The 16757-nt window shown below is 71.5% G+C and carries 7 protein-coding genes; 3 read left to right on the top strand and 4 right to left on the bottom strand.

The features are described from left to right. Positions 1–79: 79 nt before the first annotated feature. From ACVCMC_RS13420 to ACVCMC_RS13410, 3 genes are all read right to left on the bottom strand, one after another. Positions 80–1576 (bottom strand): efflux transporter outer membrane subunit, encoded by a 1497-nt coding sequence (locus tag ACVCMC_RS13420; protein ID WP_447097652.1) that lies wholly within the window; start codon positions 1574–1576, stop codon positions 80–82. Positions 1577–1671: 95 nt separating this feature from the next. Beyond that, on the bottom strand, positions 1672–2202 hold the full coding sequence (locus tag ACVCMC_RS13415; RefSeq protein ID WP_447097651.1) for a TonB family protein: 531 nt from the start codon (positions 2200–2202) through the stop codon (positions 1672–1674). Positions 2203–2209: 7 nt separating this feature from the next. Further along, positions 2210–3496 (bottom strand): acetyl-CoA C-acetyltransferase, encoded by a 1287-nt coding sequence (locus tag ACVCMC_RS13410; protein WP_395120824.1) that lies wholly within the window; start codon positions 3494–3496, stop codon positions 2210–2212. Between the two features lie 164 nt (positions 3497–3660). Between ACVCMC_RS13410 and ACVCMC_RS13405 the strand changes: the two genes are divergently transcribed. Together ACVCMC_RS13405 and ACVCMC_RS13400 are read left to right on the top strand one after the other, a co-directional pair. Further along, a complete protein-coding gene (locus tag ACVCMC_RS13405; protein ID WP_447097650.1) occupies positions 3661–4782 on the top strand; it encodes a hypothetical protein in 1122 nt (373 codons plus the stop codon). A 128-nt stretch (positions 4783–4910) separates the two neighbouring features. Further along, entirely contained in the window at positions 4911–7394 is a 2484-nt protein-coding gene (locus tag ACVCMC_RS13400; protein WP_447097649.1) for a sensor domain-containing protein, read from the top strand. Between the two features lie 63 nt (positions 7395–7457). On the opposite strand, the gene ACVCMC_RS13395 is transcribed toward ACVCMC_RS13400, so the two are convergent. Further along, positions 7458–7922, bottom strand: a complete 465-nt coding sequence (locus tag ACVCMC_RS13395) for an N-acetyltransferase family protein (RefSeq protein ID WP_447097648.1) — start codon at positions 7920–7922, stop codon at positions 7458–7460. Between the two features lie 182 nt (positions 7923–8104). Between ACVCMC_RS13395 and ACVCMC_RS13390 the strand changes: the two genes are divergently transcribed. Next, positions 8105–16753 (top strand): GH36-type glycosyl hydrolase domain-containing protein, encoded by an 8649-nt coding sequence (locus ACVCMC_RS13390; RefSeq protein ID WP_447097647.1) that lies wholly within the window; start codon positions 8105–8107, stop codon positions 16751–16753. Positions 16754–16757: the final 4 nt, after the last annotated feature.

Genomic DNA, 16757 nt, shown 5'->3' with positions numbered 1-16757 from the left:
GGTGGGCATTGATTGATGCGATCCTCCCTGATCGCCAAAGATCAAAGAGCGGACATCCTGTCCGCACTCGTAGATAACGCTATGGCTTCTGGATGGCTGCCTCGGTGCTGGCGTCACCGCGCCAGCTGCCGCCGAGCGCGGCATACAGCGCAGCGGTATCGGCCAGCCGCGCGGTGCGTGCCTGGATCAGCGCTATGCGCGCGCGCTGGTGGTCACGCTGCGCCTGCAGCAGGTCGAGATAGCCGCTGGCGCCGACCCGGTACTGCCGCTGGGCCAGCGCCAGCCGCTGCGCGGCGGCGTCCTCGGCGGCGAGCTGGGCGGCCAGGCCGTCGGCGTCGTATTGCAGCGCCTGCAGCGCATCGGCCACGTTCTGGAACGCCACCAGCACGGTCTGCTGCCAGTCGGCCAGCGCCTTGTCCAGGCCGGCTTCGGCGGCGCGCTTGCGGTGGCGCAGTTCGCCGCCGTGGAACAGCGGCTGGGTCAGTCCCAGCCCCAGCGACCAGGCGCGGCTGCCGGCGGAGAACAGCTCGCCGACATGCGCCGTCTGCGAACCGGCGCTGCCGGAGAGAGTGATCTGCGGCAGCATCGCCGCGGTGGCCACGCCGACCCGCGCCGTGGCCGCATGCAGTTGCGCCGAGGCGGCGCGGATGTCCGGCCGCTGCGCCACCAGCCGCGACGGCAGGCTGACCGGGATGTCGCGCGGCAGCGCGATCGCATCCAGCGGCAGCGGCGACAACTCCAGTTGCGCCGGCGTGCTGCCCAGATAGGTGGCCAGCTGGTTGCGGGTGGCGGCAAGGCGTGCGCGCAATGGCGGCAAGGTGGCCTCGGTGGCGGCCAGCTCGCTGCGTGCGGCCAGCGTGGCGGCCAGCGAGGTCGCGCCGATCTGCTGCTGGCGCTCGGCAATGCGCACGCTGTCGCGCTGGCTGTCGGCGATCGCCTCGGTGGCGCGCACCTGCTCGCGCAGCGACGCTTCCTGCAGCGAAGCGGTGACCACGTTGGCGGCGAGCGTCAGCCAGGTGGCATCGGCCTGCGCCTGCTGCACGTCGGCCAGCGCCGCCTGCGCCTCGATGCCGCGGCGGGTGCCGCCGAACAGGTCGATGCCGTAGCTGACGCTGACGCCGGCGTTGTACACGGTTAGCGGCGCGAAGGCGAAAGTGTCGCCGAACGCGGCGCCGGATTGCTTCTGGCGGGTGACGCCGGCGTTCGCATCCACCGCCGGAAAGCGCACCGCGCCGGCGGCGCGGGCGTTCTCCTGCGCCTGGCGCAAGGCGGCCTGGGCCGCGGCCAGCGACGGGCTGTGGCGCAGGGCGGTGTCCACCCGGCGGTCGAGCTCGGCATTGCCGAACGTGGTCCACCAGTGCTCGGGCACTGCCGCGTCGACGACGAAACGCTGTGCTGCGCCGGCCACGCTGGCGGTGCCGGCGGGCAGCAGCTGCGCGGTATAGCGGTCCACCCGCGGCGCGTCCGGGCGGTGGTAGTCCGGGCCCACCGCGCAGCCGGCGAGGATCAGTCCCAGCAGCGCTGGCAACGCGCGCAGGCGCAGGGTCGGCGAGAAGCGGAGCAGGTCGCGGGGCACGGAGGGAAGCCTGGGCAGGGGAAGCCGGGCCGAGACATTAACAGACGATGGAGTTCAGATATATAGGTGAGAGGTCACCCGCGGCGATGCCGTCGTTACAGCATGCCGACGCGGCCGTCCTGCGAGGAGAAGCGCATCGGCAGCTCGCCGCTGAGGCCGTCCGGATGTCCCGGCGGCACCGCGAAACGCCAGCCCTGCACGCTGCGCAAGGCATGCGCGTCGAGGATCGGATCGCCGCTGGAGGCGACCACGCGCGTATGCAGCACGCGACCTTCGCCATCCACCCGCAGTTGCACGGTCAATTGGCCGTCCAGATGGCCGCGAACATCGTCCCAGCGTTCGGCCGCGGCTGGCGTGGCCAGCGGCTGCAGGCGTGTCGGCGCCGCCGCAGCTTGCGCGATGTCCACGCCAGTCTCCGCCGGCAGGGCGCGCTGGCGCACGGCCGGCACGATCGCATGGCGACGGTGCCGCAGCGGGCGGGCCGACGCCGGGCCATCGTGTGACGCGGCGATGCCGCGCGGCGCATCGGGCCAGCTGGCGGTCAGCGTGCTGAGCCAGCCGGTGCCGGCAATGCCGATGGCCAGGGCCAGGACGCTGAGGCCGGTGGTGGTGCGCAGTCGCAACATGACCGTGCTACGGCCGCTCGAGGATCGCGGTGACGCCCATGCCGCCGGCGGTGCAGATCGAGATCAGCCCGCGACCGGAGCCTTTCTGTTCCAGCAGCTTGGCCAGCGTCGCCACGATGCGCGCGCCGGTGGCGGCGAACGGGTGGCCCACGGCGAGGCTGGAGCCGTGCACGTTGAGTTTGGCCGGGTCGATCGCGCCCAGCGGCGCATCCAGCCCGAGCCGGTTCCTGCAGTAATCGGCCGACTCCCACGCGCGCAGCGTGCACAGCACCTGCGCGGCGAATGCCTCGTGGATCTCGTAGAAATCGAAGTCCTGCAGGCTCAGCCCGTGCCGCGCCAGCATGCGCGGCACCGCGATGGTCGGCGCCATCAGCAGGCCTTCGCCGTGCACGTAATCCACCGCGGCGACTTCGGCGTCGCGCAGATAGGCCTGGATTTTCAGCCCGCGCTGCGCGGCCCACGCCTCGCTGCCCAGCAGCACCGCGGCGGCGCCGTCGGACAGGCCGGTGGAATTGCCCGCGGTGAGCGTGCCGTGGCCGGAGCGCTTGTCGAACGCCGGCTTCAGCGTGGCGAGTTTCTCCAGCGTGGTGTCCGGGCGCAGGAAGCCGTCGCGCTTGAGCCCGCGGAACGGCACCAGCAGATCGTCGAAGAAACCTGCCTCGTAGGCGGCGGCGAGCTTGTGGTGGCTGTCCAGCGCCAGCCGGTCCTGTGCCTCGCGGCTGACCTGCCACTGCCTGGCCATCTGCTCGCAGTGATCGCCCATCGACTTGCCGGTGCGCGGCTCGGCCACGCCGGGGAACGAAGGCTTCAGCTCGCGGAGCGAAAAGCCGCGCGTGGCGGCCTTGAACTTCTCCAGCGGGGTCTTGGCCCGATTCATCGCCAGCAGGCGGCGGCGCAGGCGGCGGCCGTACACGATCGGCACGTCGCTGGTGGTGTCCGAGCCGGCGGCGATGCCGGCCTCGATCTGCCCGCAGGCGATCTTGTTGGCGATGATGATGGTGTTGTCCAGCGACGTGCCGCAGGCGCGCGCGGTGGTGATGCCCGGCGTGGTCGGTGCCAGCCCGGAGCTGAGCACCGCCTCGCGCGCCAGGTTCCAGTCGGCGCTGTGCTTGATCACCGCGCCGGCGGCCACTTCGCCCAGCTCCACGCCGTGCAGGCCAAAGCGCTCGACCAGGGCGCCGAGCACCTTCACCGACATGCCGAAGTTGCCCACGTCGGCATAGGCAGTGTTGTTGCGACAGAACGGGATGCGTACGCCGCCGATCACCCCGACGCGCCTGTGCGTGTTTTCCATGCCCTGAACGATCCATCACACGAATGGCTTCAAGGCTAACCCGCCATGCCGCCGGGCGAAAGCCCGGATGGCCGCCGGCGTGGCGGTTTGTTCAGCACCGTGCGGCAGGTCGCTCGCGGCGCGGCGGTAGAATGCATGTTTTCCCGCTGCAAGATGGATCCATCGTGGAAGCGCAAACATTGCACGCCCTGCCGGTGCTGCTGGCCCTCGAACCGGTGACCGGACAACCGGCGCCGGCGACCACCCTCACCCGCGACGCGGCCGCCGAACTGGCGCAGCACGTGGCGACCGACCTGCTCGGCCTGGTGCCGCAGGTCGCCGGGGCGCGGCTGGCGCTGGCCGGGGCGCTGTTCGACCAGGTCGAACTGCTGCGCCCCGGTTTCCCGGTGTGGGCGACGCTGGACGACCTGGCGCGCCGGCTGCCGCGCGGCACGCTGGAGCACGTGGTCGCCTTCGGCAGCCACGACGGCGTGATGCCGGCGCCGGTGCTGCAGCCCTCGTCGGCGTACGCCGGCGGCCCGATGCGGCTGCTGCCGCTCAGCCTGCTGGTCAATCCGGAGGCCGCCGACGAACTCGCCACCCAGCTGGAGATCCAGCTGGTCGGCCGCGGCGAGGCCGGCGCGGCCACCGCCGACTGGCTGATGCGCACGCTGGGCATCCGCCTCGAACACCTGCGCTACCTCAGCCGCAACGACCTGCTCGCATTGACCTGCGTGCAGTACGAACACGCCAACCTGGCGCCGCTGTGGTCGCTGCTGGAAGCGGCTTTGCTCACCCCGGAGCAGCCCGAGGCGACGATGAGCGCGCGCGGGCTGGCGCTGCGCTACGCCGATGGCATCGTGTGGGCGCAGCCGCCGGCGCAATGGCTGGCCGCGCAGCGCACCGACGCGGCGCAGCGCGCGCACGATTTCGCCGGCATCGTGTTCGAGCTGCGCCAGTACGCCGCGCTGCTGGAGGCGCACCAGTTGCCGCTGCGGCTGCAGTCGTCGCCGGCGGTCGCCGCCGGCGCGGGTTATCTGCTGGAACAACTCGCCGACGCTCCGGCCTCCGCGCCCGCGCCGCGCCTGTTCGCGCACGAGGCGCCGGGGCTGGGCGTGGTGGCGGTCAGCGTGGCGCAGCCGCGGCCCGACGGCGCGCCGCGCATGCTGGCGCACGGCTATCCGCTGCAGCCGCAGGCGCTGGGCCCGTTGCTGCAGCAGCTCGCCGCGCAATACGGCACCGCCGCCGAACTCGACACCCGCGGCCAGGTGGTGCTGGATGCGGCCGGCGCCCTCGGCGCGCCCTGAGCGGATGACACGCGCGTGCCGGCCGGCCCGGACATTTTCCTGGCCGGCAGCAGTTGTGCGGCGGCGAACGGTCGGCGCATGATGGCGTGGCGCTGATAAGGGGGCGCGCTCCAGCTGACGGAAACACCATGCGGCCGCCGAAGCAAGCCGAGGGAGTACCGACACCGACAGGGGGATCGCACGAGCCGCAACGGCTGTGGCATGGCGCCCCCGTGCTGCTCACCTGGCTCGATCTCGACCAGCGCTTCGGCCACGTCAACGACACCCATCGGCGCTGGCTCGGCGTCGACCCGGCGCAGCTGATCGGCAAGCGCCTGGTCGAGGTGATCGGCGAGGCCAACTACGAACGCTCCCGCGCGGCGCTGGAGCAGGCCTACGCGGGCCACCCCTCCAGCTACGAGGGCGAGCTGTTCAACGGCCGCGAGCGGCGCTACGCGCACGGCAACTTCGCGCCCGATTTCGATGAAGACGGCCGCGTGCGCGGCGTGTTCACCGCGCTGGTCGACATCACCGAGCGGCGCGAACTGGAGCTGCGCCTGCATGAAAGCGAGCGGCGCTTCTTCAGCGCCTTCCAGCACGCCGCGATCGGCATGGCGCTGACCGGGCCGGGCGGGCGCTTCCTGCGCGTCAACGCCGCGGTGTGCCACATGCTCGGCTACACCGAGGAGGAACTGCTCACCCTCGGCGTGGCCGACGTCACCCATCCGGACGACATGGCCGCCGATGCCGAGCAAATGCTGCAGCTGCTCTCCGGCCAGCGCGAAAACTACCAGCTGGAAAAGCGCAACCTGCACAAGGACGGCCACGTGGTGCACCTGCAGCTGGCCGTGTCGCTGGTGCGCGACGAGGAGGGCGCGCCGCTGTACTTCGTGTCGCAGGCGCAGGACATCAGCCAGCGCAAGGCATTCGAGGACGCGCTGCAGCGCGAGCGCGAGCTGGCCGAGGTGACCCTGCGCTCGATCGGCGACGCGGTCATCATCACCGATCCGCAGTCGCGCATCCGCTCGCTCAACCCGATCGCCGAGGCGATGACCGGCTGGCGCAGCGCCGAGGCGCAGGGCCTGCCGGTGGAAGCGGTGTTCCAGCTGTTCGACGCCGTCGACGGCCGGCCGGTGGCCAACCCGCTGCGCACCGCGATCGACAGCAACACCATCGCCGACCTGGCCGGCCGCACCCTGCTGCGCCATCGCCACGGCTTCGACACGCCGGTGGAGGATTCCTCCGCGCCGATCCACGACCACGCCGGCAACGTGGTCGGCGGCGTGCTGGTGTTCCACGATGTCAGCGAAACGCGCGCCTTCGCGCTCAAGCTGGTGCACCTGACCCAGCACGACACGCTCACCGGCCTGCCGAACCGCAGCCAGTTGCAGGACCACCTGACCCAGGCGCTGGCCAATGCGCGGCGCCGGCAGCAGCGCGTGGCGCTGCTGTACATCGACATCCACCAGTTCAAGCAGATCAACGACCAGCACGGACAGGCCGCCGGCGACAGCGTGCTGCGCGCGTTCGTGGCGCAGCTGCAGCGCCGCCTGCCTGCCGAGGCGCAGCTGCTGCGCTATGGCGGCGACGAGTTCGTGGTGGTGCTCTCCGCGCTGGACAGCACCAGCGAAGCGGCCAGCCTGGCGCGCGCCCTGATCGACCAGGGCGAGCAGACCCGGGTGGACGGCCTGCATGCGCTGGGCCTGCATCTGGGCATCGGCATCAGCGTCTATCCCGACGATGCGCTGGACCCGGAAACCCTGCTGCAGCATGCCGAGACCGCGCTGGTCGCGTTGCGCAGCCAGGGCGTGCACGGCTGCCGCTTCTTCACCGCCTCGATGGACGAGCGCGCGCGCGCGCGCCGCAGCATCGAGTCGGCGCTGCGCCAGGCCTTGCCGCGCGGCCAGCTGAGCCTGCACTACCAGCCGCGCATCGCGGCCTCCAGCGGGCAGATCGTGGGTGCCGAGGCCCTGCTGCGCTGGCACGTGCGCGGACGCGAGCTGTACAAGCCCGACCAGTTCATCCCGGTCGCCGAGGACACCGGCCTGATCCTGCCGATCGGCACCTGGGTGCTGCGCCAGGCGTGCCGGCAGGCGCGCGCTTGGCAGCAGCAGGGGTACCGCATCCCGGTCTCGGTCAACGTCTCGCCGGTGCAGTTCCAGCACGTCGATTTTCCCGACTGGCTGGACGATGCCCTGGCCGACAGCGGACTCGACCCCGGCCTGCTCGAACTGGAACTGACCGAACGCATGATGATGTCCGGCGGCGATGTCACCGGCAGCCTGCTGCAACGTATCCGCCAGCGCGGCGTGCGCCTGTCGCTGGACGATTTCGGCACCGGCTATTGCAGCCTGTCCTACCTAAAGCACTTCCCGATCGACACGCTGAAGATCGACCGCGTGTTCGTGCGCGACCTGATCGGCGACGCCGACACCGCCACCATCACCAGCGCGATCATCGCCATGGCCCAGCGGCTGGACAAGCTGGTGGTCGCCGAAGGGGTGGAGACGGACGCGCAAGCCGCGTTCCTGCGCCAGGCCGGCTGCGCCGAACTGCAGGGCTTCCTGTTCGCCGCGGCACTGCCGGTCGCCGACTTCGAAAAGCTACTGACCGAACCCGCCCGCGCGACGTAGGGCGGGCACCGCCCGCCGGCTCTTTCTCGTACCCTTGGCGCAACCCGGCGGGCGGAGCCCGCCCTACGTCGCCGGATCGACCAGCGATGCCTCGTACATGAAGTAATGGCAGCGCTGCATGCCGAGGCCTTCGTAAGTGGCCTGCGCGCGCGCGTTCTCCGTTTCCACGTACAGCCTCAGGCCGACCGCGCCGGCATCGCGCGCGCGCTCCGCCACGGCGGCATGCAGCGCGCGGAAGACGCCGCTGCGACGCGCGGCGGGCACCACGTACACGCTCTGGATCCACCAGAAATCGCCGCAGCGCCAGTCGCTCCACTCATAGGTCACCAGCAGGCCGCCCACCGCCGTGCCGTCCATTTCGGCGACCAGATAGAAGCCCCGCTGCGGCTGTTCCAGCACCGCGCCGACGCCGCGGCGCAAGCGTTCGGGGTCCAGTCGCTTGTGTTCGGTCTCCCACGCCATCGCGGCGTTCCACGCCGCCAGGTCGGCGACATCGGCGGGGCTGGCGGTGCGGATCGACACGGGCATGGCGGGACTCCGGCGGCGGAACGCCGATCGTAGCGCGCACGCTCTTCACATGGGTCCGCGTACTGTCACGGCACAGCCGCTGGCCGCGCCGGCGACGTCCGGCCTTGCTGCCTGCGCGGCCCGCGTGCCGCGCGGCGGCATCGTCGGCGCTCTTTCGTTTTCCCCGGCAAGGAGTTTTTCGCTTGAACATCGGCAGCGTCCTGGATCGGCTCAAGCTGCGCCGGCTGCAGGCCTTCCGCCGCCGCCGCGTGGCCGCCCGCACGCGGCCGGAGCAGGAGCCGGCGCTGCGCGCGGAGCTGTTCAATGCCGAGCAGATGGAACAGCACGGCCGCGAGCTGGCCGGCCAGCACCGCCTGCGCGAACGCTCCAGCATGGATCTGCTGCTCGGCCGGCTGGCCGACAACGAGGCGGTCATCACCCACAGCTGCGAGCGGCTGACCCAGGCGACCCGGCGCAAGCGGCGGATCACGCCGGCGGCCGAGTGGCTGCTGGACAACTTCTACCTGATCGAGGAACAGATCCGCATCGCCCGCCGGCATCTGCCCAAGGGCTACAGCCGCGAATTGCCGCGACTGGACAACGGCGCCTCGGCCGGGCTGCCGCGGGTCTACGACATCGCGCTGGAGATCATCGCCCACGGCGACGGCCGCATCGACACCGCCGGCCTGCACCGCTTCATCCACGCCTACCAGGAAGTGACGCCGCTGCGACTGGGCGAGCTGTGGGCGATCCCGATCATGCTGCGGCTGGCGCTGATCGAGAACCTGCGCCGCGTGGCCGCGCGGGTGATGGCCGACTGGCGCCACCGCGGCCAGGCCGCGCGCTGGGCCGACACGATGACCGCCACCGCCGAGCGCGCACCCAACTCGGTGGTGCTGGTGGTGGCCGACATGGCGCGCTCCGACCCGCCGATGAACGGTCCGTTCGTGGCCGAGATGGCGCGCCGGCTGCAGGGGCAGAGCCCGGCGCTGGCGCTGCCGCTGAGCTGGATCGAGCAGCGCCTGTCCGAATCGGGGCAGAGCATCGAGCACCTGGTGCAGCGCGAGGCGCAGCAGCAGGCCGCCGCGCAAGTGAGCGTGAGCAACAGCATCGGCAGCCTGCGCCTGCTGTCGGCGATCGACTGGCGCGATTTCGTCGAGCGCGTGAGCCTGGTCGAGCAGCAGCTGCGCGAGGACCCGGCCGGCGTCTACGCGGAGATGAACTTCGCCACCCGCGACCGCTATCGCCACGTGGTGGAGCGGCTGGCCCGCCAGCACCGGCTGGACGAGGTGCGCGTGGCCGCCGCCACGGTGGAACTGTGCCGCGCCGCCTCGCCGAACGAGCCGGCTCCGGCGCTGCCGCGGCACGTCGGCTGGTACCTGATCGATCGCGGCCGGCCGCAGCTGGAGCAGCACCTGGGCGTGCGCCCGCGCCTCGCCGATCGCCTGCGCCGCCATTTCGACCGCGCCCCGGTGTCGATCTACCTCGGGCTGCTGGTCGTGCTGACCGTGGCCATCGCCGAGCCGCTGGTGGTGGCCGCCGCCGAGGACGAACTGGCGGTGGGCTGGCTGCTGGCGATCGCCGTGATGGCCTTGCTGGTGGCCAGCCAGCTCGGCTCCAGCCTGCTCAACTGGATGGCCACGCTGGCGATCGCGCCGCAGCCGCTGCCGCGCATGAACTACGTCCACGGCATCCCGGCCAGCGCGCGCACCCTGGTGGCGGTGCCCAGCATGCTCGGCAGCGCCAGCGACGTGGAGGAACTGGTCGAGGCATTGGAGGTGCGCTTCCTCGGTAACCGCGACGAGAACCTGCACTTCGCCCTGCTCACCGACTTCGCCGATGCCGACAGCGAAACCCTGCCCGGCGACGAGGCCCTGCTGCGGCTGGCGCAGCGGCGCATCGAGGCGCTCAACGAGCGCTACGCCAGCGTCGAGTCGGATCGCTTCTTCCTGTTCCACCGTCCGCGCCGCTGGAATGCCGGCGAGCAGTGCTGGATGGGCCACGAGCGCAAGCGCGGCAAGCTGGCCGACCTCAACGCGCTGTTGCGCGGCAACGGCCACGGCCGCTTCGCGCGCATCGTCGGCGACATCGACGCCCTCGGCCCGGTGCAGTACGTGATCACCCTGGACACCGACACCGAGCTGCCGCGCGACGCGGCGCAGGCCTTCGTCGGCAGCATCGACCACCCGCTCAACCGCGCCGTGTACGACCCGGTGCGCCGGCGCGTGGTCAGCGGCTACGCCATCCTGCAGCCGCGTGTGGGGATCAGCCTGCCCAGCACCGCGCGTTCGCGCTACGCGCAGCTGTACGGCAGCGACGCCGGCATCGACCCGTACACGCAGATGGTTTCGGACGTCTACCAGGACGTGTTCGGCGAAGGCTCCTTCATCGGCAAGGGCATCTACGCGATCGATGCGTTCGAGCGCACCCTCGATGGCCGCTTTCCGGAAAACCGCATCCTCAGCCACGACCTGGTCGAGGGCTGCCACGCGCGCTCGGGCCTGCTCAGCGACGTGCAACTGTTCGAGGAATACCCGGCCCGCTACGGTGCCGACGTGCGCCGACGACATCGCTGGATTCGCGGCGACTGGCAGCTGCTGCCGTGGCTGCTGCCGTGGGCGCCGACCGCGAAGGACGGCTGGCGGCGCAACGCGCTGACCGCGTTGTCGCGCTGGAAGATCCTCGACAACCTGCGCCGCAGCCTGGTGCCGCCGGCGGTGCTCGGCCTGCTGGTGTGCGGCTGGCTGCTGCTCTCGCCGGTGCTGTCGTGGACGGTCGCGGTGCTGGCGATGGTGCTGGTGCCGCCGCTGCTGTCGGCGCTGCTGGAGCTGGTGCAGAAACCCAAGGACGTGCAGCTGGACCAGCACCTGCGCGCCGGCTTCGCCGACGGCCTGCAACACGTCGCGCGGATGGCGCTGGGCCTGGCCTGGCTGCCGCACGAGGCGCTCTACCACCTCGACGCGATCGTGCGCACGCTGTGGCGGATCACGGTCAGCCATCGCCACCTGCTGCAATGGCAGACCTCCAGCGAGGTGGCCCGGCGCAGCAGCAATGCGCCCGGCGCCGTGTGGCGGCAGATGTGGATCGGGCCGGCGCTGGCGCTCGGCCTGGCCGTGGCGCTGGCGCTGCAGCGGCCGATGGTGCTGTGGCTGGCGTGGCCGCTGCTGGCGTTGTGGCTGCTGTCGCCGGCGATCGCCTGGTGGGTCAGCCAGCCGCGCCGGCCCGACACCTTCGTGCCGAACGCGGCGCAGACGCGCTTCCTGCGCACGCTGGCGCGACAGACCTGGGCGTTCTTCGACAGCCACGTCAACGCCACCGAACACTGGCTGCCGCCGGACAACCTGCAGGTGCAGCCCGGTCCGGTGATCGCCTCGCGCACCTCGCCGACCAACATCGGCCTGGCCCTGCTGGCCAACCTGGCCGCGTGGGATTTCGGCTTTCTCGGCACCGGCCGCCTGCTCGAACGCAGCCGCGACACGCTCGCCACCCTGCAGCAACTGCCGCGCTACCGCGGCCACTTCTACAACTGGTACGACACCCGCACGCTGCAGCCGCTGGCGCCGCAGTACATCTCGGCGGTGGACAGCGGCAACCTCGCCGGCCACCTGCTGACCCTGCGCCCGGGCTTGCTGGAACTGATCCACGCTCCGGTATTCCGTCCGCGCGTGCTGCAGGGGCTGCTCGACACCCTGCAACTGCTGCATGACGCGCTCGACCAGGAGCACGAGCCGCTGCACCGCTTGCAGGTCGAGCTGCAGGAGGCGCTGGACGAACCGCCGACCACCACCGGCGCGGCGCTGGCGCTGCTGCAGCGCCAGCGCGAACACGCCCATGCGCTGGCGCCCGCGCTGGCGCCGCATCCGGACAGCGACGCGGGCTACTGGCTGCACGCGCTGTGCGCGCAGCTGGACGAGCTGTGCGAGGAAACCGCCCGCTTCCGGCTCGACCCGGTGGACGATGACGCCGACGCCCTGCGCGGCATCCCCACGCTCGCCGTGCTCAGCCGCATCGAGCCGCTGCGCTGGTCGGGCGAGCACGACGCGGAGGCCATCCGCGAGCACGCCCGCGAGCGCATCGCGCTGATCGAGCAGCTGGCGCAGCAGGCCGACGAGCTGGCGCGGATGGATTACCGCTTCCTCTACGACAGCGCACGCGACCTGCTCGCGATCGGCTACAACGTCGACGCGCGCCGGCTCGACGCCGGCTACTACGACCTGCTCGCCTCCGAGGCGCGGCTGGCCAGCTTCGTCGGCATCGCCCAGGGCCAGCTGCCGCAGGACAACTGGTTCGCGCTGGGCCGCCTGCTCACCACGGTGGGCGGCGAGCCGGCGCTGCTGTCGTGGACCGGCTCGATGTTCGAGTACCTGATGCCGAACCTGGTGATGCCCGGCTACGAGGACACCCTGCTCGACCAGACCTGCCGCGCGGCGGTGGCGCGGCAGATCGAGTACGGCAACCAGCACGGCGTGCCGTGGGGCGTGTCCGAGTCCGGCTACAACATCCTGGACGCGCACTTCACCTACCAGTACCGCGCCTTCGGCGTGCCCGGTCTGGGCCTGAAACGCGGCCTCGGCGACGACGTGGTGATCGCGCCCTACGCCAGCGCGCTGGCGCTGATGATCGCGCCGGCCGCAGCCACGAAAAACCTGCAGCGGCTGGCCAGCGAGGGCGTGCAGGGCCGCTACGGCATGTACGAGGCGGTCGACTACACCCCGGCGCGGCTGCCGGTGGGGCAGGGCTCGGCGCTGGTGCGTTCGTTCATGGCCCACCACCAGGGCATGAGCCTGCTGGCGCTGGACTTCGCCCTGCTCGACCGGCCGATGCAGCGGCGCTTCGCCGCCGATCCGCAGTTCCGCGCCACCAGCCTGCTGCTGCAGGAGCGCATTCCGCGCACCGCCGCCGAATACCTGCACGCGTCCGGCTTCCCCGACAGCAACGCGGCCGAGCCGACCAGCGAGGCGCGGCTGCGCGTGTTCGGCGACCCGAACCGGCCGCGCCCGGCGGTGCAGCTGCTGTCGAACGGGCGCTACCACGTGATGCTGTCCAGCGCCGGCGGCGGCAGCAGCCGGCGCGGCGAGCTGGCGCTGACGCGCTGGCGCGAGGACATCACGCGCGACCACTGGGGCATGTTCTGCTACCTGCGCGACGTCGCCAGCGGTGCGTACTGGTCCACCGCCTACCAGCCCACGCGGCACAAGACCGAGCTGTACGAGGCGATCTTCTCCGAGGCGCGCGCCGAGTTCCGCGTGCGCGAGCGCGAGTTCGACGCGCACACCGAGATCGTCGTCTCGCCCGAGGACGACATCGAACTGCGCCGCACCCACCTGACCAACCGCGGCCGCAGCGCGCGCACCATCGAACTGACCAGCTACGCCGAGGTGGTGCTGGCGCCGCCGCTGGCCGATGCGCTGCACCCGGCGTTCAGCAAGCTGTTCGTGCAGACCGAGCTGGTGCCCGCGCTGCAGGCGATCGTGTGCACGCGCCGCTCGCGCGCGGCCGACGAGCATCCGCCGTGGATGTTCCACCTGCTGGCCGTGCACGATGCCGACATCGACGAGATCTCGTTCGAGACCGATCGCGCCCGCTTCATCGGCCGCGGCCGCAGCCTGGCCGACCCGCAGATGCTCGACCTCGAACAGACGCGGCTGTCCGGCAGCGCCGGCTCGGTGCTCGACCCGATCGTGGCGATCCGCTGCCGCATCACCCTGCAGCCCGAGCAGACCGCCACCATCGACTACGTCACCGGCATCGCCGACTCTCGCGAAGGCTGCCTGCAGCTGATCGGCAAGTACCGCGACCGCCACCTTGCCGACCGCGTGTTCGACCTCGCCTGGACGCACAGCCAGGTGCTGCTGCGCCAGCTCAACGCCGGCCTGGGCGATGCGCAGCTGTACGAGCACATGGCCACCGCGCTGCTGTATCCCAACGCCAGCCTGCGCGCCGAGCCCGCGGTGCTGCGCGGCAACCGCCGCGGGCAGAGCGGGTTGTGGGGGCAGTCGATCTCCGGCGACCTGCCGATCGTGCTGCTGCAGATCGCCAGCGAGGCGCGCATCGAGATGGTGCGCCAGCTGGTGCAGGCGCATGCCTACTGGCGGCAGAAGGGGCTGGCGGTGGACCTGGTGATCTGGAACGAGGACCGCGCCGGCTACCGCCAGCAACTGCAGGACCAGATCCTGGGCCTGATCGCCTCGGGCAGCGAGGCCGGGCTGCTCGATCGTTCCGGCGGCATCTTCGTGCGCCCGGCGCAGCAGCTCTCCAGCGAGGATCGCATGGTGATGCTGGCCAGCGCGCGCATCGTGCTGGCCGACCATCGCGGCAGCCTGGCCGAACAGATCGGCCGGCGCCAGCTGGAAACCCACGCGCCGCCGTTCGAGCCCAGCCGCGCCGAACGCCCCGCGCCGGCGCTGCCGGCGCCGGTGGCCGCATTGCCGGAACTGCAACTGCGCAACCCGCACGGCGGTTTCAGCGCCGACGGCCGCGAGTACGTGATCGTTTCCGCCGCGAACGACGCCACGCCGGCGCCGTGGTCCAACGTGCTGGCCAACCCGCACTTCGGCACGGTGATCTCCGAGAGCGGCGGCGCCTACACCTGGGGCGAGAACGCGCACGAGTTCCGCCTCACCCCGTGGCACAACGACCCGGTCGGCGACGGCAGCGGCGAGGCGATCTACCTGCGCGACGAGGACAGCGGCACGCTGTGGTCGCCCACCCCGCGGCCGTGCCGCGGCAGCGGCCAGTACCTGACCCGCCACGGCTTCGGCTACAGCGTGTTCGAGCATGTCGAGGACGGCATCCATTCGCAGCTGTGGATCTACGTGGCGCTGGATGCCTCGGTGAAGTTCTCGGTGCTGAAACTGCGCAACGAATCCGGCCGGCCACGGCGGCTCAGCGCCACCGCCTACGTCGAATGGGTGCTCGGCGACCTGCGCGAGAAGACCGCCATGCACGTGGTCACCGAATCGGACCCGGCCAGCGGCGCGCTGTTCGCCCGCAACAGCTACAACGGCGAGTTCCCCGGCCGCGTGGCCTTCCTCGACGTGGACGATCCGGAGCGCGGCATCGACGGCGACCGCGGCGAATTCCTCGGCCGCAACGGCAGCATGCGCAAGCCTGCCGCGCTCGGTCGCAAGCAGCTTTCCGGTCGACTCGGCCCCGGACTCGATCCCTGCGCCGCGCTGCAGTCGAAGGTGGCGCTGGACGACGGCGCCGAGCGCCAGCTGATCTTCCGCCTCGGCCTGGGCCGCGACGCCGCCGACGCCAGCGCGCTGGTGCAGCGTTTCCGCGGCGCCGGCTCGGCCGCGGCCGCGCTGGAGCAGGTGCGCGCGCACTGGCAGCGCGTACTCGGCGCGGTGCAGGTGCGCACGCCGGAACCGGCGCTTGACGTGCTCGCCAACGGCTGGCTGCTGTACCAGACCATCGCCTGCCGCATCTGGGCGCGCAGCGGCTACTACCAGTCCGGCGGCGCGTTCGGCTTCCGCGACCAATTGCAGGATTCGATGGCCACCGTGCACGCCGCGCCGGAACTCTCCCGCGCCCAGCTGCTTCTGTGCGCGGCGCACCAGTTCCCCGAGGGCGACGTGCAGCACTGGTGGCATCCGCCGCTGGACCGCGGCGTGCGCACCACCTGCTCGGACGACTACCTGTGGCTGCCGCTGGCCACCAGCCGCTATGTGCAGGCCACCGGCGACCGCGCCGTGCTCGATGTGCCGGTGTTCTACATCGAGGGCCGCGCGCTGCACGCCGGCGAGGAATCCTGGTACGACCTGCCGCAGCCCTCGGGCCTGTTCGAGCCGCTGTACAAGCACTGCGTGCGCGCGATCGAACGCAGCTTCATCCTGCGCGGCGAACGCGGCCTGCCGCTGATCCGCGGCGGCGACTGGAACGACGGCATGAACCGCGTCGGCGAAGGCGGTCGCGGCGAGAGCGTGTGGCTGGGCTTCTTCAGCTGCGAGGTGTTGCAGCGCTTCGCCGAGGTGGCGCGTGGGCACGGCGACGCGGCATTCGCGCAGCGCTGCGAAGAAGAAGTGGCCAGGCTTCGCGGCGCGCTGGAGCAGCACGCCTGGGACGGCGCCTGGTATCGCCGCGCCTGGTTCGACGACGGCACGCCGCTGGGCGCCGCCGGCAACCTCGAGTGCCGCATCGACTCGATCGCGCAAAGCTGGTCGGTGCTCTCCGGCATCGGCGCGCCGGCGCGCCAGCGCCAGGCCATGGAGTCGCTGGACCGGCACCTGGTGCGCCGCGATGCCGGCCTGGTGCAACTGCTGGACCCGCCCTTCGACAAGACGCCGATGGACCCGGGCTACATCAAGGGCTACGTGCCCGGCGTGCGCGAGAACGGCGGCCAGTACACCCACGCCGCGATCTGGGCCACGATGGCCTTTGCGGAACTCGGCGACAGCGCCCGCGCGTGGGAGCTGCTGCGCATGATCAACCCGGTCAACCATGGCATCGATGCCGAGCAAATGGACGTCTACAAGGTCGAGCCCTACGTGGTCAGCGCCGACGTCTACGCGGTCGCCCCGCACGTCGGTCGCGGCGGCTGGAGCTGGTACACCGGCTCCGCCGGCTGGATGTACCGGCTGATCGTGGAATCGCTGCTCGGCCTGCGCCTGGAAGCCGGCACGCTGCGTTTCGCGCCGGTGCTGCCGGCGGAGTGGGAGGGCTTCACGCTGGACTACCGCCACCGCGACACGCTCTACCGCATCGACCTGCGCCAGAGCGACGCCGGCACGCCGGGCACCGTCTGGCTCGATGGCGAAGTGCAGGCCGACGGCCGCATCCCGCTCGCCGACGACGGCGCCGAGCACAGCGTGCAGCTCAACCATCCGCGCAGCCCCCCGCTCCCCCTGTAGGAGC

Source organism: Rhodanobacter sp. UC4452_H20, from assembly GCF_052978205.1.
The sequence above is the reverse complement of the archived record's forward strand: the minus strand, read 5'-3'. Positions and strand labels throughout refer to the sequence as shown.

Coding starts and splice junctions, on each gene's coding strand:
- ACVCMC_RS13395 (WP_447097648.1), bottom strand. CDS start 7,922: ATGCCCGTGTCGATCCGCACCGCCAGCCCCGCCGATGTCGCCGACCTG.
- ACVCMC_RS13415 (WP_447097651.1), bottom strand. CDS start 2,202: ATGTTGCGACTGCGCACCACCACCGGCCTCAGCGTCCTGGCCCTGGCC.
- ACVCMC_RS13400 (WP_447097649.1), top strand. CDS start 4,911: ATGCGGCCGCCGAAGCAAGCCGAGGGAGTACCGACACCGACAGGGGGA.
- ACVCMC_RS13410 (WP_395120824.1), bottom strand. CDS start 3,496: ATGGAAAACACGCACAGGCGCGTCGGGGTGATCGGCGGCGTACGCATC.